Here is a 21,276-nt window from a genome sequence, read left to right on the forward strand (position 1 = left end):
TTCCGATTTACAATGTTATTCTGAATTAACTACGATTGAACAAGTTCAATACGTCTCGTTAATCATCAAAAAGATAAATCTTTTCGACCTATTAATGAATTAATTCGTGTGTCACTGATATTGATTTTTTGTCCCGAAGGACTATTTTGAAATCTACTATCAATGCTCACACAGATTGTTTGATTAAATTGTTAAAGAGCGTGCTTACCGGCTAGGCCGTATCAGCGAGGTGCGTATAATACGCTACCTTTGAAGCTTGTCAATCGTTTATTTTAAATTACTTTAAACGTTTTAGTTGACTCAAAATCGCTTACCTTAAAGTAAGGAGTTTGTTGCTTCGGACTTGGTTGGTAACTTGCGTTGCCGTCCGTGTCTGTGGGGTCGCATTATAGGGATTGAGGAAGCCTTGGCAAGCGTTAATTTATAATAAACTGCGAGTTTATTAAAACCTTGATAAATACGTTCAATTAACAAGCAGTTATTACAATTTAATGATTAAAGTGGTTATTCGCACCACCTTTTACTGACCTGGTGTTCTATTTTAAGATGATCTAATAGCCGTGCGACCATAAATGCTTGTAAATCTTCAATAGACTGAGGTTGATGATAAAAACCAGGCGCTAAGGGCATAATTGTTACACCTAACTCAGACAAGGTAAGCATATTGCGTAAATGTAATGTTGAAAATGGTGTTTCACGTGGCGTTATAATTAATTGTCCCTGCTCTTTTAAAATAACATCAGCAGCGCGTTCGATTAAATTATTGGATAGTCCCTGTGCAATAGAAGCAAAAGTACCGCAACTACATGGACAGATAACCATCTTTTTAGGTGCAGAAGATCCTGACGCGACAGCAGAAAACCAATCTTTACTGCTTAAGGCAATAATTTGATCCTTCTGTGCATTGAAACGATTCTCTAAGAATGGGTTAAGGTGTTTAATATCATCTGGCCAATCTTCGCCCACTTCTGTTTTTAATACTATTTTTGCAGCATCCGACAAAAGTAGATACACCTGACGGTTACTATCTACCAACGCTTGTAATAGATGTAAGAAATAACCACTCCCTGATGCACCTGTTACACCTAAGGTTATCTTTTCGCTAAACATATTTTTTCCTATAATTTATCTAGGAGCTTTTGATGTATTCCAGCAAAACCTCCATTACTCATAATAAGTATATGATCATTGGCTTTCGCTTCATTAACTAGCTTATTGCACAGCTCATCAATTTCATTGGAAATATCCACTGTCTTGCCTTGTTCATCAAACATCTCTTGCATCGACCAGTTAATATCTGCGCTTTCAAAACAATACACTTTATCAGCTTCGTTAAGCGCATTAACTATCGCTTCTTTATGAATTCCTAGTTTCATTGTATTTGAGCGAGGCTCTAGTACAGCGATGATACGCTCATTGCCAACTTTTGCGCGAAGCCCTGCAAGGGTTGTTTTAATTGCGGTCGGATGATGCGCAAAATCATCATAAACAGTTATATTATTAATTTTACCCTTTACTTCCATACGACGTTTTATGCTTTTAAACTCAGCAAGCGCTTGAATGGCAATCTCAGGTGTCACACCAACATGACGTGCTGCTGCAATTGCACCTAACGCATTTGCGACATTATGGTCTCCCATTAAAGACCAGTTTACCTGCCCTTGCCTTTCGCCATTCAAAAACACTTCAAACTGTGTGCCATCTTGTTTTACTTTTTCGGTTGACCAGTTACCATCGATATTACTATCAAGATACTCAACTTCACTCCAGCAGCCCATATGCTTAACAGACATAAGGGCTTGATCATGATTTGGTAGAATAATTCGACCACTACTAGGTACAGTACGAAGTAAATGGTGGAATTGTTTTTTAATTGCGCTTAAATTTTCAAAAATATCTGCATGATCAAATTCAAGATTGTTTAACACTAAGGTTCTCGGGTGATAATGTACAAATTTAGATCGCTTATCAAAGAAGGCACTGTCATATTCATCAGCCTCAATAACAAAAAAAGGTGTTTCGCCTAAACGTGCTGATAAACCAAAATTCTCAGGTACTCCGCCAATAAGAAAGCCTGGAGCCATGTTTGCGTGCTCTAAGATCCAAGCAAGCATACTAGATGTAGATGTTTTCCCGTGCGTTCCGGCTACAGCTAAAACCCACTTATCTTTTAATACATGCTCTAACAGCCACTGTGGCCCAGAAATATATGGAAGTTGTTTATCAAGTACGGCTTCAACACAGGCATTTCCTCGGCTCATCGCATTGCCTATTACAACAAGATCAGGATTACTGTCTAGCTGGCTCGGATCAAAACCTTGAATTAATTCTATTCCCTGCCGTTCGAGCTGAGTGCTCATGGGTGGATAAACATTTTTATCTGATCCAGTGACTTTATAACCTAACGATTTTGCGAGTATGGCGACACCCCCCATAAAGGTGCCACAGATACCAAGAATATGAATATGCATATAAACCTCAAACAGAAATCTCAAACGATAACTGAGGGTAACTGAAAGCTAAACAATAAAAAAGGGCGAACACCTTACGATGTTCGCCCTTTTAAAAATTTATTTGCTGACTGATTAAGCTTCAAACGCTTCTTGTAAGAATGGGATGATTTGCTTCTTACGACTTACCACACCAGGTAATTCAATAGCATGGTCGAGAGCAACACTGTTTAATGCTTTAGCGACTTTATCGGCATCTTTAGAGATAATTAATGCCGTTGTATCTAACTTATTAATATCAGTTAACAGCACGATAGTTGAATGGTAGCCTTTGTCTGCTTGCAACTGGCCCATCTCTACTAACATTTCATCTTTTTTGCTGAATGCCGTTTCTAAAGAGGTTAACTCTAATTGACCAATCGCTAATTTTTCACCCGCCATTTCAAATACTTTTTGATCGCGTAAAATTAGCTCGCCTGCGGCAACTGATGCAATATCAGACTTTGCTTCAAACTGTGCATTTGCAAATGCTTCAATATCAGCAACACCTGCAATTTCAGCTAGCTCTTTCGCCGCAACTTTATCAATATCTGTTGTTGTTGGACCTTGGAAATTAACCGTATCAGAAATAATTGCTCCCATCATCATCTTCGCAACCGGAGCATCTGGCGTTTGGTTGTTAAATTTATACATGTTGTAAACGATGGTTGCACTACAACCAACAGGCCAAATCCAACATTCAAGTGGTGCTGACGTTGTGATATCACCTAATTTATGGTGATCAACAATACCTAAGATATTTGCTTTTTTCATATCCGCTGTGCCTTGACCCCAGTCAGAGTAATCAACAATAAAAATATCTTCACCAGCGACTTCTGTACGAATTTCTGGTTGTGGTAAACCCGATTGCTCAAGTAGAAATTGTGCTTCTGGGTTAGGCTCACCTTGTAAAATAGGTGTTGCAGGACGTCCCATTTTGTTGAAAAGAGAAGCAAGGCCGATAGCGCTACATAGGCTATCGCAATCTGGGTTTTGGTGTCCAAGTACTAGCATCTTAAAATTACCTTTTTTTATTTGTTAATTAATTGTGCGCAGAATAACCGATCTAACTTTAAAATTTAACTATTAATCTTTTGCATCCACTATTTTTTTTATTTCCGCGTTAGATAACTGACGATACTCGCGTTGCTCTCCCGACTCATAGCCTTTGTAATAACGTCCGTTTGATGCACAAAAATAGAGTAAGTATCGATTTCTCAGGAGGCCACAACTTGGATCAATCTGTGTGGACCAATATTCATTGTCAACATTACGCTCAGCTTCACGTTGTTTGTACTCTTCTGCTCGCGCTCTTTTTTGATCAAAAACATCATTACGAATTAACGAATCACTTTTTTCAATAGTTATGGTTCCAGCAAAAGCAATACAAGGAAATAAAGCAGGTATGAGTAGCGATAAAAAATTTTTCATGGATACTCCAATACTGAGAATGATTTATAACTATAACCTATTTGTTCAATTAATAAATTACAGGTAATTAAAAGCCTAAGTTGTAAGATACTGAGATGAGTTATACCAATCAAACTAAGTACATGGTCTAAATTTTGATCAGAAAAACGACTTATACCAATTCCGCTAATATAGTGATCAAATATTACGCAGGAAAAAGCAGTTAGTTCAAGGCAAATCATCGTCGCTATAACGGGTTATTGGCTGATGATTTAACGCCTAATTTCGCGGAAATAGCGGTATTGTATCGCTTTGCTTATCCAGAACTGAGGTTATTTACTTCGTTTGGTATATCACCTAGTTTAGCCATAACTACTGTTATAAAGGGAAGTGTGATTACTTATCCGTAGGAATCGCTTTATTTACATAGACATCGAAACGATTTTTCTTAGTTTTAATACTCATAGAAGGTTTTTTATCATTAAGAAAGGGGGCGTAATCAGGGCGTTTTACGACAACACGATATTTGGCAGCAGCCAATGCGACTTCTAATAGCTCATCAGCATCAAGATCGGCGCCCACAACACCTTGAAAAACGCGCATCTCTTTTTTAACGAGTGCAGACTTTTTCTTGTGCGGGAACATCGGATCCAGATACACTACATCTGTTTGATGATTTTTAAGGTATTCTACTCCAGCTCCAAACCGTAACTGCATGCGTTGTTTCATCCACTCACCAATTTCAGCATTGATATAAGCACGTTGTAGCCCATCATCTAATAAAGCCGCGGCTACAGGGGAACGCTCAACGAGGGTAACATTACACCCTAATGAAGCTAATACGAAAGCATCACGACCAAGTCCTGCTGTTGCATCAATAACATTAAGTTGCACACCCGCTTTTAGACCTACCGCCTTTGCAATAGCTTGACCTTTACCTCCACCAAATTTACGACGATGTGCCGTTGCCCCAGAGACAAAATCCACAAATACTAAGCCTTGCTTGGGATCATCGAGTTGCTCAAGTGCTAGGTACTCAGGGAGTAGGTGTAAACGAAAATCATCACTGTGCGTACTCACAAAGCCCCACTTTTCACGTAGTTTTTTGGCTGTGGCGTTCAGCGCACTATCATTACAAATTAAAGGGATGTTCATTAAATTTATTCACTCATGCTATCGGATAAAAGCGCCATCATATCAATCGGCACTGGTTTACCAAGATGATACCCCTGTGCGTAATCCACGCCAATCTCTTTTAGCTTTTCAATAATGACTTCATCTTCTACATATTCAGCAATTGTCTTTTTGCCAAAAAGGTGGCTCAGCTCATGAATACTTTTTACAATCCCAAAGTCTTGCTCATCATTGGCCATATCTTTTACAAATACACCATCAATTTTTAAGTAATCTACATGTAAGCGTTTTAGATAACCAAAGGATGAAAGTCCAGTTCCAAAGTCATCAAGCGCTAACTTACAGCCCAGTTTTTTTAGTGCTCGAATTAGTTTAGAAGCATTACTGAAACTTCCAATTGCAACAGTTTCGGTGATCTCAAAACAGAGCTTTTGAAGCGGTAATGCAGAGCCGTTTAATAGCTCAACCAAGTCATCAATAAATTGTGGATCCCCTACAGACTGACCAGAGAGGTTAATTGAGCACATATCTAACTTACTAACATGCTCAGGATGATTACGTAACCATGAAAGCGTTTTAGTAATAATGATCATGTCTATTTTATCTGCGAGGTTATAACTCTCGGCAATTGGAATAAATTTATCTGGTGAAGCAAGGTTTCCAGCTTCATCAATCATGCGGGTTAATATTTCATAGTGGAGGTATTCACTATCACCATCAACCGGTTTAATCAGTTGCGCATATAAACAGAAACGCGACTCATCTCGAAGTGCATCTTGTACTTTATTTACCCAAACAACTTCTTCACGGCGTAACTCTTCCTGTTTATCTTCTTCGTAGATATGAATACGGTTACGGCCAGACTCTTTAGCAGTATAACACGCGCTATCAACACAACTTAACGCATGCACACCACCTCGACCTGCATCGCTTAACTCCGCTAAACCGATACTAATTCCTAATGAAAAGTGTTGCCCTTCCCATAAAAAGTAATGTTTACCGATAGCATCGATAATACGTTGTGCAGCTTGCTTCGCTTCAACTAACTCTGTTTGTGGCATTATAATCGCAAATTCATCGCCACCTAACCGAGCAACGAGGGAGTGAGCAGACACACTCTCGGTTAAAATAGCAGCAATCTGCCTTAATACTTCATCACCAGCCTGATGCCCACAGGTATCATTAATAATTTTAAACTTGTCCATATCAAGGTACATCAAACTATAAGGTGCACTTTGATAAGCAAGATCTTTTAAATACTTATCAAGTTGATTTTCAAAAAACAGTCTGTTTTTTAAGCCTGTTAAGTAATCATGAGAAGCACGGTAGTTGAGCTCTTTAGAAAGCTCATAACGTTCTGTAATATTTTCACAAACTAAGAAATACTGATCGTGTTCAGCAAGTTTACGAACTCGCTCATTAATCCAAACTTTTCTGCCCTCTTTCGTGGAGTATGATATCTCCCTAGAAAGCAACATCCCATCAGCGCTATTACAGTGCTCTAAATACTCTTTTAGATCACTAATATTAACCAGTTGTGAATACAACGTAACCAAGTTACGCCCAATCAATTCACCATCATCATAGCCAAGGAGATTACAACCATATTTATTACAAGATAAAATAAGTCCCTGTGCGTTTAACATAAGAAGCATAGAAGGACTTTCATCGAGTAATAAGTTAGAGCGTTTATTGGCTTTTCTCACTTCTTCTTCGACACTTTTTATCTCATTTATATTTCGACCTTCGACAATAATTGAAGTTATTTCTGAGTCTTCATCACCTTCTCTAATGGGCTGAATCGACAAATCAAAAGCATGGCGCTCCCCTACTTTATCAAGCAACATACATTCAAAACGAATTTGATTACCTAGTCGCGCCACTCCCATTGCAGACTTTAACCGTTGCTGACTTTCTAAATCATTTGCTAGCCATCGAGCATCCCACAAAGGAGTCCCTTTCATTTCAGCTATCTCTTGATCAATTGCATTAAGCGCTGTTTGGTTTACATTTCGAATATTGCCAAGCAGATCTAAGATAAAAATAAAGTCGTAAGAAACGTTAAAAATATGCTCAATATTGTCGCTTTTTCTTTTTACTTCGGCTTTCTCTAATTTTACTTTATGCACTTTCCACCATTGTATCAATGCAAATATAATCATTAGTAAACAAGAGAGTAATGCGATGGTAAAAGAGTCGGTGAAGTGAAAGTTAGTCACTGGCACATTTAATATAATACTATTACTCGGCACATCTGACTCTTTAATATTCCAGCGCAACATCTCTTCATATTGAAAATAATATTTATCACTCACATTAACTTCAACTGGCAGGGCCTCAATTGGCACGCCTTGGAGTAGATCTAAAACTTTAATTGCAGCCGTCTTACCTTGCGTCACGCCACTGATAACTAACCCACCTAATACCCCGTCTTCTAAGTCATGTTGGTTTACAACAAAAATAGGGGCTTTAGACACCCCAATCAGGGATTTAAGCATGGTGCTTCTGTTGACAAATTGACCATTCCTATCGCGTGAAAAATCATCAAAAATCAGTACTGAATTAGCGGTTAATTTACTGACTTTTTGTTTTAACGATACTTCCGTTTCATCGTTAAAGGTGATCACATTCTGCGAGAGTTGCTTGGAAAATTTAGCAATACTTTTTGTGGTTATTTTACTTTCACGCGAGTTACCAGTGACAATAAATAACGAGTGAGTTTCTGGGAACAGGGATAACGATAATAATACCGTGCCAAGAATATTTTCCGACTCAATAACACCGGATATTTTATGGGTAAAATTAAGTAAAGATTTTTTATTACGTTTGATACCGGTAAAAATAATTGGTGTATTTAGAAACAAACGGTCTGCGTATCTTTGCACTAACTTCAGGGCATTATCGCCACTAACAATTACAGCATCAAAATCGCGCTGTTCAAATTTACGCGCAAAATAATCAACATACTGAGCCAATGCTTGCTCAGAGAGAACTTGATAACTATCTAGATAAGTAACATAAAGCGCAATATTTTCATCTTCAAATTGCTCCTCTATTCCATCTTGTATATCACGCGTCCACTGGTTCCCTTGATGACCAGAATGTAACACTAAAACTTCTGCGACTTTTGCAAACAGGGGTGGGCTACATACAAATAGCAAGGTAATAAAAATAAGGCGCAGTGAACGAAAAAATGAGCAATTAAACAATTTGTTTTGTCCATAAAAGCAATTTGAGAAGTATTGCTATTATACTCTCTTTTTAAAAGACATAAAAAAAGCCAGTCAATTGACTGGCTTTTTTGTGACAAGGCAACCTCTATAGAGGGGTTACGATGTAAAGTAGATCACCACTTGAGACCTGTTGACCGTTTGCGTTGATAATTCGTTCAACACGGAATTTGGTTTTTGGGTCATACAATACGGAGTCTTGTCGATTAAATGTCGATAATGAAACCGGTGAGAACATTTTCATTGCTTCCATCAAACCAAGCGTCTGTTCGATATTTACAATATCACCTTCATGTACAAAGTCAGGTTCAGCTGGCGATGATGCACGATAGAAAATACCCGCACTTTGCGCAATAACTTTTAATTCATTACTGCCATCAACAGTAATTGATACTGCACTGCTACCCGTTGACGCCGAAGCTTCCATCTCATCAATCATGGTTTGTTGATCAAGTTGTGCCATGAATTTTGGTAGGTAAGTCGTGTCGTAAACACCTTTCAAGAAAGTTTCATCTTTCAAGATACGTTGTAACAAAGGAATATTAGTTGCAATTCCTTTGATTACTACTTTATCTAAAAAGGCGAGTAGCTTCTTAACGGTATCGTTACGATCTTTTCCGGTACAAATAAACTGTGCAACTAAGCTATCGTAATATGGCGACACTTCTTTACCTTCGCCAATCATTGAAATCACTTCAACATCGTCTTGCTCAGGCACAAAATACTCAACCACTTTACCAGGATGAGGCAACAACTGCATCACACCATCAGAATCAAGTGCAGCTTTCTCTGCAGTCACACGTACTTCGATAGCATAACCTTTATTAGCAGGCTTCATATCAGCAATACTATCACCTGATGCAATGTTGTATTGCGCACTTACAATATCAATACAAGATGTTGCTTCTGTTACAGGGTGTTCTACCTGCAGACGCGTATTCATCTCCATAAAGTAGATAGCATCTTCATCAAGGTCATAGATAAATTCAACGGTACCCGCACCTAAATAATCAACAGCATCAGCAAGTGCAGCTGTATGTTTAAGCGCTTCTGCTTCTAATTTAGCAGGTAGCATTGTTGATGCAGATTCTTCAACTACTTTTTGGTTATTACGTTGCACAGAACAATCACGAATACCCAGCACTTTAGTATTACAATGTTTATCACGTAAAAGTTGAACTTCGATATGACGAAGCGAAGTAATGTATTTCTCTAGGTACAAGTCACCATTACCAAATGCACCACGCGCTTCAGCAGAAACCTGTGCAAAACCTGCAAACATATCCTCTGCTTTTTCAATAACTAATATGCCTTTACCGCCACCACCATTTACCGCTTTAAGTAAAACAGGGTAACCAATACCGTTAGCAATATCCAAAGCTTGCTCTGCACCCGTTAAGATACCGTGTGAGCCTGGTACTACCGGCACTCCATTATCTTGCGCAGTTTTTATTGCGTTTGATTTATTACCCATGGTCAACATGCTGGTCATGCTTGGGCCAACAAAGTTAATGTTGTGACTGACACATAAATCAGCAAATTGTGGGCTTTCCGATAAGAAACCGATACCAGGGTGTAATGCATCAACCTCTTCATATTCAGCAACTTTTAGTACTGAACTTGCATTTAAGTAACTTTCATCTGAAGTGTTACCACCTAAACAAACTAATTTATCGCCTTCACCTAACATATCAGCAGGCACAGATTTCATATCTGGATCAGAAGCGACAAGCACAACTTTAATGTCGTTATCTTGCGCTTTACGTACTAATTTAACCGCAGTACAACCACGAGCATGTACTAATACTTTCTTCACTGGTTTCATTAATGCGCGGGGATCAGCCTGTGAAAATGAATCTTCATCAATATCACAAACAGGAACAAACCCAGTCAATGCACGTTCAATTGTTTCTTCAATTGTGATCGTTGGCATTGGCATATTTTCATCAATTTCACGTAACTTATCGTTTAAATCATCAGAGAATGGATTAATGACTAAACCATCCATTGCACCTGCAGAACGAGATAAGTAGTTCGACAGTGTTGACGTTGATGGTAAGTAAGCAGGTACAACCATTTGTCCTGCGAATGGCATATTAGTGCCTGATAGGTAATAAGTTTGTGCTAAAGGATGCGTTACAAAACTTGCCTGTGCGCCACCCGTACAATCCCCATAGCCAAACATAACAACTGGCAGATCATTATCACGAATAAATCGCGTAATACGATCATTTACCACCGCCATTGAGAATAAGGCAGCAGCCCCCTCTTTTGTTTGCATACCACCAGAGCTAATAAAGGCCACAACAGGTAAATGTTGTTTTGCACATTTAACGAGTAGTGCACAGAATTTCTCTGCACTTGCCATATCAAAGGCACCAGCTTGGAAAGCAAGATTAGAAACAGCTACACCAACACGCTGTGTATCACCGTTTGCTAGTTTAAATTCACCAATACCAGAAATTAAGCCACAAGGCTTGATATTTTTATCTAACGCATCTTCAACTGATAAACGGAACCCTGGGAACTCTAATAAGTTCGCAGTCATTAAATCAGCACGAGACTCTTTAAAGTTAGTAAAGAATTTATCTAGAATCGCAGTATGAGAATTATTTTTCTTATTCTTTTCAGAGCGTAAAACAGCTTGGATTAAGAGGTCTTGATAACCCATTGTTAAGCGGTTCCAGAAATCCTTACGACGACCGATACGTACAGGGTTAATCGCACCATTATACTGTGAAGCATCTTCATGACTTGCGTAGTAAGAAGGCAATATTTTTTCGTAAAAATAAGTAATGATTACAAATAAACTTGCATTCATTTGCGGCGCACCAATACTCTTCCACTCTTCCACTTTAGCTAAGATTTCACCACGATCACTTTGATCGGTAAAGTATTGAATCCAAGCATTGAAGCTTGCTTTTAATTCTTCGTAGTCATCGTCACTAACTTTACTCAGGGCACCTTTTAAAGAACTGCGTACAAGTGATGATACTGATTCGCGTGATAACTCTTTGGTTGCCATTGCTTCTTTAGCAATAGAGGCAAGGTTCCCCATCGTATTATCGTATAATGCATTAAAGACCAGCATATGACGACAATGAACGATAAAACAGTCTCGCGTCTCTTTGTGGCTAACTACATCAATAATTGTTAAATCAGCAAGTTCAGGCCACGCTTCCGTTAACGGAAGTGTCTTCTCATCTTCTAAGTAAGCAATTAATGCACGGAAGTTATCTTCAGCACTGCTCTTCCAACGGTTATATAAAGACCATGTTAGGTTAATCATTAGCGTACTACGTGCATTATCGTAGTTAGCAACAGGCTCACCTAAAATTAATTTAGTAAACGCATTACGTTCAACGCTTTTATCTTCGCGTTTAGCGAGGAATGTTTTCCAGTTTTTGTTCAACGTATCGTCATAGATTAGTTTGTCTGGATTCTCTAACCAAGTAACGAATACTTTTTTACGATCATCTTCAATACGTGCTTTTAGATCACCTTCTGGAATCGTCAATTTAGATAAACGACCATATTCGCTTTTCTGAATCGCTTTAATACGAGAACGCAGTGTTAGGTAACGCATGTAACGATATGTAGTACCAAATGCATTATTATGTACAGTCGGGTTTTTCGCTAACAAATGTGCATTATCAGAGGCATTTTCAACAGCAAGCAACTTGCTTGAAGGCTCTAAGTAACGAGATAAACTGCGGTTGTAATGCTCAAGGATGTCAGGGTATTTACGTACAAAATCAACAGAAGTAGATTCAATAGAAAGAATACTTGAAACAATCGCTTTTTGCAGATTATGTTGACGCTCATCTTGGTCTACTGGCGAGTAATCGATAATGCCATCAATACAGCCATTGGTGTACAACTCTTCGGGAGAAACACCTACTGACTGTGCACACTCCTGCCAAGATAAGTTATATTTACGCGCGATGCTCTGTAGCCCTTTAGGCTGAATAGTATTAAAGATACCATCACGTACAGAAAGCAGAATATTAGCGGTTGCTAGTGGGATTGCACCACCAGAGTAACCAACACCAACAACAATACCAACAGTTGGTACATCTACATTGGCACTTTCAGTGATCATTTGTGAGATGCTATGTGCTTGGTTTTGGCTATTTGCCTCTTCACCCGCGTCAGCTCCAGGAGTGTCAATTAAATAGATGATTGGTAAAGAAAGATCCGCAAACTTACGAATCGCTTTACTTGCAGCCAAGTGATGCTCAGGCATCCATGCACCGTTATTCGAGCTACGCTCTTGACCGATAAGACCAATACGACGCGTATAACCGCCAAAGTCGAGTTCTATTTCAGCACTATAAAATGCACCATTAAGTTGCTCGGTAACAATTTTACCGTTAAAGCCTTCAACGATCGCTTTTACGCCAGGACGTTTATTATCTTCTGCTGGCTGAACAGTTCGCGCGATATAAGCATCAACGCCTAATTTCTTGATAGCGCTTAGGTTTGATTTGATACGTTTACGCTCAATCAACCCCTCTAAATTTTCAGTGTTTGATGGTAACGAGTTATCCGGAAATAACGAAAAGTCTTTTGCGATATGCTCAGCATGAAGAAATAACGGATCAGCGATGTTATTTGTTTCAATGTGAGAAGAGGAAGGTTTTCCTGACATACAGTACCCTTACAAATATAGTAATAGAAATTTAAAAATTAGATCTGCCTAATTTACAACTTATTAACAGATGATGCTAGTCCTGATTTTACTCAGGTGCTAAAAGCACGAGCATTAATTGTTTTATGTGTCTAAATTAACAAAAAACCCACTGATTATATTGAATCAATGGGTTTTTATTGAATGCTGATTTAATGTTTCGCGCGATTAAACCATGTAATCATCCGGTAATTCAATTTGAGCAACACCGGTTGCAACCGCCGCGCGCGCAACTGCACCGGCAACTTTTTTGAGTAAACGTGGGTCCATCGGTTTAGGAATGATATAACCTTTACCAAACTCTAATGAAGTTGACCCACTAGCAACTAATACTGACTCTGGTACAGGCTCTTTAGCTATTTCACGGATCGCATGTACAGCAGCGACCTTCATCTCTTCATTAATTTCTGTCGCACGCGCATCGAGCGCTCCGCGGAAAATAAATGGAAAACATAAAACGTTATTTACTTGATTCGGGTAATCGCTACGTCCTGTGGCCATGATTAAATCATCACGCACCGCATGTGCAACGTCAGGTTTAATTTCCGGATCTGGGTTTGAGCAGGCAAAAATAACCGGATTAGGTGCCATCAACTTTACGTCTTCGGCTGATAATACATCAGGTCCAGAAACACCTACAAAAACATCCGCTCCAGTGATCACATCTTGTAACGTTCGTTGGTCAGTATTATTCGCAAAGCGTTGTTTATATTCATTAATATCATCACGGCGAGTATGAATAACTCCTTTGCGATCAAGCATGTATATTTTTTCGCGTAACGCACCACATTGAATTAATAACTCCATACAAGCGATGGCAGCAGCCCCTGCACCCATACATACAATTTTAGCTTCTTCTATTTTTTTACCTTGAATGTCCAAGGCATTGATCATACCAGCAGCCGTTACAATAGCCGTACCGTGTTGGTCATCATGAAAAACAGGAATACTACAGCGTTGTTTTAACTCCTTTTCAATAATAAAGCATTCTGGCGCTTTGATATCTTCAAGGTTAATACCGCCAAAAGTATCTGCAATATTAGCCACAGTGTTAATAAACTCTTCCGGTGTACGGTGCTTTACTTCAATATCAATCGAATCTAAGTTTGCAAAACGCTTGAACAGTAATGCTTTGCCTTCCATTACTGGTTTAGAAGCCAGAGGACCTAAATTACCAAGACCTAAAATAGCGCTACCATTGGTGATAACTGCAACGAGATTTCCCTTCGCGGTATATTTATAAACATCATCAGGATTGGCTGCGATTTCACGTACCGGCTCTGCAACGCCAGGGCTATATGCAAGTGATAAGTCATCGGCCGTTTCCGCAGAAGTGGTCAATTCAATACTAATTTTTCCTGGCTTAGGAAATGCATGATAATCAAGGGCTTGTTGGCGTAAATCTGACATTGTTAAATTCCATTAATAATATGAAGCGATAAAACCATAAATAAAGTGTGATAATAGTCAAATTTTAACCGTTTTTACAGCTTTAATTACATTCAAGGTAATATTTGTGCGGGATGGTAGAGCGTCAGTTTCGCTTTATTGCGGGAAAAGTTTAACTTTCCTGTAATCAATAATTTATCGTGTCGAGAGAAGTTAATATCGGCATCCAAAAATCGCTTTAAATTTTTACGGCTAATAAACACAAAGAGTTGTTTATCTAAGGTGATGTGTAACCCCTTCTTGTCCTCTTCAAGCTCAGAGATACTCCCTTTGACATAAACATACCCTTTATCAGATTTTTGTAATCGCTTCGCGGTTAATGGTTTAAAGCCTGACCAGATGGCTTTTTTACGTAACCGCGCTTGCCGTTCGGCACTTTGAAAACATTGCCAAAACTTATCATTTTTACCAATAACCCAATGCTTTGCGAAACCAGCTTGTAACTGTAATAGAGCTAAATTTCGGCCCGTTTTACTGTAAACATAAGCGAGTTTTCGCCCATATTTGTCTTGTTTACTTTTATCAAATACAAGGTGAAGTTTATCACCAGGGCGAATGTACCTTTCAAGCAATGCTTTGGCTTGTTGTGCATAGGGATCAGATTTTTGTGGATTACGATGATTTATCTCAGGCGTATTGATACCGATAAAGCGCACTAAGCGCCCATTCTCAAGCGTTACCGTATCGCCATCGTTTATCTTTTTTAGCGTGACGGTTTCATCCCAATTAACGCGTTCGCAACCAGCCCAAGTTGAAATTGAGATAAAAAATAACATAACCGCAAAGCTATAGCGCATAATCACTCCCAAGGCGTAAAGGTGAATTAATACTGTAGGTTATAACGCCTGTTTTTGTGGGGCTATCACTGGATTTTTTCTCATGCCGATAAGTAACACCATTTGTGCAATAATCAAACCATTAAAAGGCATACGATAACGCCCTTCGTTGACACTAATTGGCAGTAAACCTTGCACCACAAACCAAGTAACGATTAGCGCTGGTAATAACAGGTATTTTCGTTGCTGTTTACGTTTCACAACAAATGCAATACAACAAGCAAGCCCCATAAAAAACCATATCCAACGCGTTTGATAATTAACTTCACCAATAAAGCGTCCACGGTTCGAATCAGGCCAAGACTCACTAAAAAACAATAAAATTAAATTATCACGGGTTAACCATAAATATCTCTCTAATGTTAACTTCTGTTTACCTAATTCATTATCCCAATCCACCATGCCTTTATCGATATCAACATAGGCATAAACGCGCCCTTCTCGCTGACTTTGCCACTCACTCAATGGGGCAAATGGTTTTGCTTCAGCAGCGGGAGACTGAAATATATATCCCCAACGGGCTCCTTCGCGATGATATTGAATCTCTATTGATCGCGCCCCCGATTTAGCATAAATCATATTCATATGACCTATGCCATGCGGTGCAAAAATGTGCATTATTTGATAACTACGATATGCCAATGGGGCCAGTACAAAAGTCAGAACAACTAAGCCTAATAATGCTTTGGGCGCTTTATCGCCTTGTATCAACCATAACCAACTACAAGCCACCATCGCCAGAGGAATAGCAACACCTCTGGTTAACCCTGCCATCATCCATACTACAATCATCACAATATAGGTCGCTAGCGTTTGTTTACGTTTACAACGCCACGTTGCAAACAGCGCTGCGCCTAACAGAGGCAAAAATAGCGTTTCCTGCATCAGGTAACCATAAATGCTAATCCAACTAGGGGTGATAGAAAGTAATGCCCAGCCTAATAATGCTGCATTTTTACTTGGTTGTAATTCACGCATAAATCGATACCAGATCCAAGGCGTAATGACAGCAAGAATACTCGTATAAAAGGCAACTAAAGCGGGGATTTTAAGTGTTAATTTTGCAAGGGTTGCAATATATAATTGAAAACCAATCGGGTCTGTTTGTGACATCGGATCAAAGCGCAGTGTATCAATGCCTTGCTCCCAATGACGAGCAGGATCGCTCCATATTTGATGAATGGGGTTGAACTGAATAATATAATCAACACGGTACAATATACCGATAACAATTATGGTATATGCAATGACTTTTAAACAAGAAGATAAACTCAATCGGGAACGAGTAACGGTATTTTGAATAGCAGAGGTTTGTACTGACATAGCGATCACTCCATGATTGCCTTGCAAAGAATCGATAATAATAAAAACTGCCTTGCCTTTCTCTCCATGAAAGTTACAAGTCAGAGTGCTCATCAATCATAACATATGACTAATTCAAGCTATAAAAAAAGAGGTTATACCAATAGAGTTTAGAAAGTGATCTAGTCTTGCGCAGAAAAATTTTAACTACCAAGGCGTAAGTTTTGAAGTTAGTTATTCTCCCTTCAAAACTCACAACACAGGTAGGGTAAATTTTAGCAAGTAAGACTGATCACCTTTTTAATTCTTTTGCTATTAATACGTTATAGAGGGTAAGTATAAGAAGCTTGAATGCCCAGTGGAATTCCTAATCCCCAGTATGCTAAAAGGAACAGTGTCCAGGCAATCAGCATCGCAATTGAGTATGGCATCATCATCGAAGCCAATGTCCCAATACCAGTACTTTTAACGTAACGTTGACAGTAAACGACCACCAGCGGGAAAAATACCATCAATGGTGAAATGATATTAGAAACGGAATCCCCCACACGGTAAGCCGCTTGTGATAACTCAGGCGAGATATTTACCGCCATCAACATAGGCACTAAAATAGGGCCAATTAGTGCCCATTTTGCGGAAGCAGAACCGACCATTAAGTTGATAAAAGCGGTTAATAGAATCATACCGACAATTGTGAACTGGCCTGGTAGTGCAAGGTACTGTAAAAATTGCGCACCATATAACGCGAGAATAACACCAATATTAGATTGGCTAAAAGCCACCAAGAATTGAGCGCAGAAGAAAGACATAACAATATAGCTACCCATTGTCCCCATGGTATGAGACATAGATTTGATAACATCATCATTGGTTTTAAATTTTCCGATCATGCGCCCGTAAACAACACCGGGTATAATAAACAGGATAAAAATAAGAGGCACAATTGAGCGCATAATGGGCGCATCAAAAGAGGTAAGGTCACCAGTGCTTGAGCGTAAAGGTGATGTTTCTGGAATCAATAACACGATTAAAAGTGCAATTCCCGCGCCCATTGCTAATAACGCACGATTAAATGCACGTTGCTCTTGTGGACTAATATCTCCTAGGTTTTGTACCTCTTCTGCATCTTCATCGATCTCAATTTTGCTTAAACGCGGTTCAATCACTTTTTCAGTAACCCACCAACCAACGGCCACAATCAAAAGAGAAGAGAGTCCAGTGAAGTAGATATTTGACAGCGGATTAACAATATAATTAGCATCAAAAACTTGAGCTGCAGATTGTGTGAAGCCAGCAATAAGTGGGTCAATACCAGAAGGAATAAAGTTAGCCGAGAAACCACCAGATACACCAGCAAAAGCAGCTGCTATTCCTACTAATGGATGACGCCCTGCAGCATGAAAGATAATACCACCGAGTGGGATAACCAATACATACCCCGCATCGGCGGCCGTATGTGACATAATTGCCACTAAAATAAGCATTGGCGTTAAGAGTTTAGCTGGCGTAAAGCGAAGCATATTTTTAAGTGCAGTATTAATGAAACCTGATGAATCAGCGACACCAACCCCTAACATCGCGACCAATACAATACCAAGCGGTGCAAAACTGGTAAAAGTGGTTACCATATTCGCTAAAAAATTAGCTAATGCACTACCAGTTAACTGATTGTTTACTTCTACCGCTTCATTTGTGATCGGATGCACTAAGCCAAATGAAAACTGTGAAAATATGGCAGATAATCCCCAGACTAATAATAACCCCCAAAAAAATAGTAGTGCGGGATCAGGGATTTTATTACCGGTTTTTTCTATAAAATTTAAAAAACGATCCATTCCTTTGGTTGATGCCGTGACACTTCCGTTGATCGTTTGCTTACTCATTAAGACTCCTAGAATTAGGTTTACAGATAAGTGAATAGTCAGGCTAGTCTAAACTAACCTTTTCAATGAAATTTTGATATTGCTTATGAATACGTTGAAAAAAGTACGTAGAAGAATGGTAAATTTTAGGCATAAAAAAAGGTATCCGAAGATACCTTTAATGCGTTTGTTTCAACAATCTTATTTAGAAGAAAGTGAACCGAAACGTTTTTTGAACTTGTCAATACGACCACCAGTATCAACAACACGTTGAGTACCTGTGTAGAATGGGTGACAAGCGCCACAGATATCTAGTGTGATATCTTTACAAACTGTTGAGCCAACTTGTACTACGTTGCCACAAGAACAAGTTGCTGTGATCTCTTTGTATTCTGGGTGAATTGCGTTTTGCATTTTGGAAAACCTCTATTGGTCCGTGTCGCTGCTCAGCTTGATGAACTATTTCATCAACAAAGTACCACACGTATTTATCATTAAAATTTAAGGCGCGAATTATAAACAAGCTTTTCACTAAATACAACTGCTATTATTTTCCCGTTAACTGTTTAATCGCCTCTTCTAATAATTGCTCGGGCAGATACACTTTATCGGTTAAACCTAATGCCATTGCAGTACTTCTTTCATCTTTGATATCACAGTAATTATAGAGCGTACGGTATATTTCCGATAAGTTATCGATCACCCGCATGCTGTTTACATTTTTATTAATATTCACACTTAAATAACAATAAAAATTTTCAATCGCATCGCCTTTTTTTAATGCAAAGTCTGGTGAATCCTTTAATTTGCAAGTAATAGGACAAAAGCCTCCCACTTGATTAGTAAACCAAATATCATTCCACCAACCTAATGGCTTGCCTGTTAAGTTTTCTTTTATTCCTTGAAAAGGTAAAAAAAAGTAAACATCCGCAGAATTGCTTTTTAGTGCTTCTAACGATGACATTAATGCCCCCGCTCTTAGTGTACTTTCATGCTCAATAAAGTGCTCATATCGCTCAACACTTTCTGTAAACATCTTTAAAAGCTGAAAGTGAATATAAGCAACTTTATCGGGATAAATAGCATTACAGTTTGAAATAGGTTTAAGATCGCCAGCAATAAGTTGTTCGAAATGATTGCGTTTTAAATTACTTTGATAACGATCCAAGATGACCGTTTCAATATTTCCTGATTCAACGTTAGCCACCATCGTACTTTCTGTTTCTTGATAAAGAAATGCATCTTCAATGGTTTCATTAGTTAAATTATTCGTTTGTAGCAGAATATAACCGCTTGTTATCTCCGCTGTAAAAAGGCCGTAGATACCACGCTGGTGACTCAGTTGAATGAGCCGGCCTTCGCTGTGCAAGCCCAAGTATTCAGCGCTCAATAATACCTGTTCACGCAAGCGACTAAAGTTTGATAAAATAACCGCCAGTTTATTCAAATAAAAATAATACAAACGCGCCGATAGCCCACTCTCTTTAATTGCTACTTTTATCTCTTTTTTACTCAACACCGATGCAAGCACTAACTTTAACGCATCGATATTTTTAAATTCTGGCAGAGTGAAGACATGACCACACTGGTTACATTTTTTACGCTGTGTGCCCGCCGAAGTAAAACCATGTAATTTAGCTGGCGGAATAGGCGCGAGAAAAAAATATGGGCTACATTTTTTACATCCCACCACTTTACCGCCAAATTGTTGGGTTAACTTTTCAGCTAATACCGCTTCAACTAACGCGTTATTTATCCAAGGTGGATTACTGCCACACAGTTTACATTCAGTCGAAAGATAACCTAAACGTTCACTGCGTTGTATATAGGTTTCACTTTCACTTACGCCAAAGTTTTCGCAAGCGACCGTTTTACAACAGTTAAAGTCTTTCGTAAATCTCAGCATTTAATAACAACATATTGAATGAATAAAGTATAAACAGCATAGTCAAAAAAACGGGGTTAATCCATATTTCTCAGTCACCTATAACATTAATTATTGTCTTATATCATTGAAAAAAAATAGTAAACAAAGTATAAATGCGACATCATTAAATAAAGGAGTAAAAAGTGAAAAAATTACTATTAAGCGCATTAGTTCCGGCTTTATTATTCGGGTGTGGTAGCTCTAGTGACAACGAAATCACTAAGGTCATCGAAGATACCAAACTGATTGAAATCGAAGAAAGTAATGCATCTGAACTTATCGATCTAACCAGTAACTTTGAAATGATCAGCGATAGCTTTATTGATAGCCAGTCAAATATAAGCAGAACTAAAACATCTTCTGAATGTGCATTTAGTGGTTCAATGGAAGAAAGTTTCTCAGAAAATAGCGATGGCTCATTTGAAGCAGGCCTCACCTTTACTGATTGTATGCATGAAATCGACACTGTTCAAAATGGTAAGATTAGCGGTAAAGGCAATGTTTCAGAGGATTTAAGCTCTGTTTCAATCACACTGTCAGGAGATATGCGCACAGTCACTGCAGACAATTATATCGATATGGATATCCAAATGAGTGTCAAAGGTGACTCCGCAAAAACCACCATGACCTACAAAGTCGATTATGATATTGCCCTGCCTGGTTTAGTGGGTGAAGTTACAGTGAGCACTAACCCTTCACTGGTTATCGACAGTAATTATAACCTCACAGGTAAAGTTATTATTGAAGGTAAAAATAGCAGTAATATTGAAATTGATTATACGAGTAACGGCACTAACTACTACCTAAATGGTACACAGTTTACACCGGTTGAATAAGCATTTAATAAACAGGGCTAGCAGACTACAAATGCTAGCCTAATATCCTCATATTCAATCACTCCTCTCCCCCAACAACAGATTTTGTAATTAAGTTACAATTATTTTTTA

14 protein-coding genes are annotated in these 21,276 nt (G+C 38.7%); 1 reads left to right on the forward strand and 13 read right to left on the reverse strand.

Annotated elements, in window-relative coordinates; translation table 11 throughout:
* Nucleotides 1-504 precede the first annotated feature (504 nt).
* From CW745_RS06940 to CW745_RS07000, 13 genes are all read right to left on the reverse strand, one after another.
* Entirely contained in the window at nucleotides 505-1,110 is a 606-nt protein-coding gene (locus tag CW745_RS06940; protein ID WP_101107938.1) for a flavin prenyltransferase UbiX, read from the reverse strand.
* An 8-nt stretch (nucleotides 1,111-1,118) separates the two neighbouring features.
* On the reverse strand, nucleotides 1,119-2,471 hold the full coding sequence (mpl, locus tag CW745_RS06945; RefSeq protein WP_101107939.1) for a UDP-N-acetylmuramate:L-alanyl-gamma-D-glutamyl-meso-diaminopimelate ligase: 1,353 nt from the start codon (nucleotides 2,469-2,471) through the stop codon (nucleotides 1,119-1,121).
* 114 nt (nucleotides 2,472-2,585) lie between these two features.
* On the reverse strand, nucleotides 2,586-3,503 hold the full coding sequence (locus CW745_RS06950) for a manganese-dependent inorganic pyrophosphatase (protein WP_101107940.1): 918 nt from the start codon (nucleotides 3,501-3,503) through the stop codon (nucleotides 2,586-2,588).
* A 72-nt stretch (nucleotides 3,504-3,575) separates the two neighbouring features.
* On the reverse strand, nucleotides 3,576-3,920 hold the full coding sequence (locus tag CW745_RS06955) for a hypothetical protein (protein ID WP_101107941.1): 345 nt from the start codon (nucleotides 3,918-3,920) through the stop codon (nucleotides 3,576-3,578).
* A 375-nt stretch (nucleotides 3,921-4,295) separates the two neighbouring features.
* Nucleotides 4,296-5,054, reverse strand: coding sequence for a class I SAM-dependent methyltransferase (locus CW745_RS06960; protein WP_101107942.1), 759 nt, complete (start codon nucleotides 5,052-5,054; stop codon nucleotides 4,296-4,298).
* A gap of 5 nt (nucleotides 5,055-5,059) precedes the next feature.
* Nucleotides 5,060-8,242, reverse strand: coding sequence for an ABC transporter substrate binding protein (locus tag CW745_RS06965; RefSeq protein ID WP_101107943.1), 3,183 nt, complete (start codon nucleotides 8,240-8,242; stop codon nucleotides 5,060-5,062).
* A 109-nt stretch (nucleotides 8,243-8,351) separates the two neighbouring features.
* Entirely contained in the window at nucleotides 8,352-12,914 is a 4,563-nt protein-coding gene (locus CW745_RS06970) for a biotin carboxylase N-terminal domain-containing protein (RefSeq protein WP_101107944.1), read from the reverse strand.
* 207 nt (nucleotides 12,915-13,121) lie between these two features.
* Nucleotides 13,122-14,363, reverse strand: a complete 1,242-nt coding sequence (locus CW745_RS06975) for a malic enzyme-like NAD(P)-binding protein (RefSeq protein WP_101107945.1) — start codon at nucleotides 14,361-14,363, stop codon at nucleotides 13,122-13,124.
* Nucleotides 14,364-14,455: 92 nt separating this feature from the next.
* The gene (locus CW745_RS06980) at nucleotides 14,456-15,199 is read right to left on the reverse strand and encodes a thermonuclease family protein (RefSeq protein WP_101107946.1); all 744 of its coding nucleotides are present in this window, start codon (nucleotides 15,197-15,199) and stop codon (nucleotides 14,456-14,458) included.
* 39 nt (nucleotides 15,200-15,238) lie between these two features.
* Nucleotides 15,239-16,561 carry a hypothetical protein gene (locus CW745_RS06985; protein ID WP_101107947.1) on the reverse strand — a complete coding sequence of 441 codons (1,323 nt, stop codon included), beginning with the start codon at nucleotides 16,559-16,561 and terminating at the stop codon, nucleotides 15,239-15,241.
* A gap of 302 nt (nucleotides 16,562-16,863) precedes the next feature.
* On the reverse strand, nucleotides 16,864-18,423 hold the full coding sequence (locus CW745_RS06990; RefSeq protein ID WP_101107948.1) for an AbgT family transporter: 1,560 nt from the start codon (nucleotides 18,421-18,423) through the stop codon (nucleotides 16,864-16,866).
* A gap of 180 nt (nucleotides 18,424-18,603) precedes the next feature.
* Nucleotides 18,604-18,816 (reverse strand): 50S ribosomal protein L31, encoded by a 213-nt coding sequence (gene rpmE, locus CW745_RS06995; RefSeq protein WP_101107949.1) that lies wholly within the window; start codon nucleotides 18,814-18,816, stop codon nucleotides 18,604-18,606.
* A 133-nt stretch (nucleotides 18,817-18,949) separates the two neighbouring features.
* On the reverse strand, nucleotides 18,950-20,308 hold the full coding sequence (locus CW745_RS07000) for a hypothetical protein (protein ID WP_101107950.1): 1,359 nt from the start codon (nucleotides 20,306-20,308) through the stop codon (nucleotides 18,950-18,952).
* 164 nt (nucleotides 20,309-20,472) lie between these two features.
* Between CW745_RS07000 and CW745_RS07005 the strand changes: the two genes are divergently transcribed.
* Nucleotides 20,473-21,165, forward strand: coding sequence for a hypothetical protein (locus tag CW745_RS07005; protein WP_101107951.1), 693 nt, complete (start codon nucleotides 20,473-20,475; stop codon nucleotides 21,163-21,165).
* Nucleotides 21,166-21,276 lie beyond the last annotated feature (111 nt).

Source organism: Psychromonas sp. psych-6C06, assembly GCF_002835465.1.
Taxonomy (GTDB): Bacteria; Pseudomonadota; Gammaproteobacteria; order Enterobacterales; family Psychromonadaceae; genus Psychromonas.

Coding starts and splice junctions, on each gene's coding strand:
- CW745_RS06975 (WP_101107945.1), bottom strand. CDS start 14,363: ATGTCAGATTTACGCCAACAAGCCCTTGATTATCATGCATTTCCTAAG.
- CW745_RS06990 (WP_101107948.1), bottom strand. CDS start 18,423: ATGAGTAAGCAAACGATCAACGGAAGTGTCACGGCATCAACCAAAGGA.
- rpmE (WP_101107949.1), bottom strand. CDS start 18,816: ATGCAAAACGCAATTCACCCAGAATACAAAGAGATCACAGCAACTTGT.
- CW745_RS06950 (WP_101107940.1), bottom strand. CDS start 3,503: ATGCTAGTACTTGGACACCAAAACCCAGATTGCGATAGCCTATGTAGC.
- CW745_RS06980 (WP_101107946.1), bottom strand. CDS start 15,199: ATGCGCTATAGCTTTGCGGTTATGTTATTTTTTATCTCAATTTCAACT.
- CW745_RS06940 (WP_101107938.1), bottom strand. CDS start 1,110: ATGTTTAGCGAAAAGATAACCTTAGGTGTAACAGGTGCATCAGGGAGT.
- mpl (WP_101107939.1), bottom strand. CDS start 2,471: ATGCATATTCATATTCTTGGTATCTGTGGCACCTTTATGGGGGGTGTC.
- CW745_RS07000 (WP_101107950.1), bottom strand. CDS start 20,308: ATGCTGAGATTTACGAAAGACTTTAACTGTTGTAAAACGGTCGCTTGC.
- CW745_RS06955 (WP_101107941.1), bottom strand. CDS start 3,920: ATGAAAAATTTTTTATCGCTACTCATACCTGCTTTATTTCCTTGTATT.
- CW745_RS06960 (WP_101107942.1), bottom strand. CDS start 5,054: ATGAACATCCCTTTAATTTGTAATGATAGTGCGCTGAACGCCACAGCC.
- CW745_RS06970 (WP_101107944.1), bottom strand. CDS start 12,914: ATGTCAGGAAAACCTTCCTCTTCTCACATTGAAACAAATAACATCGCT.
- CW745_RS06985 (WP_101107947.1), bottom strand. CDS start 16,561: ATGTCAGTACAAACCTCTGCTATTCAAAATACCGTTACTCGTTCCCGA.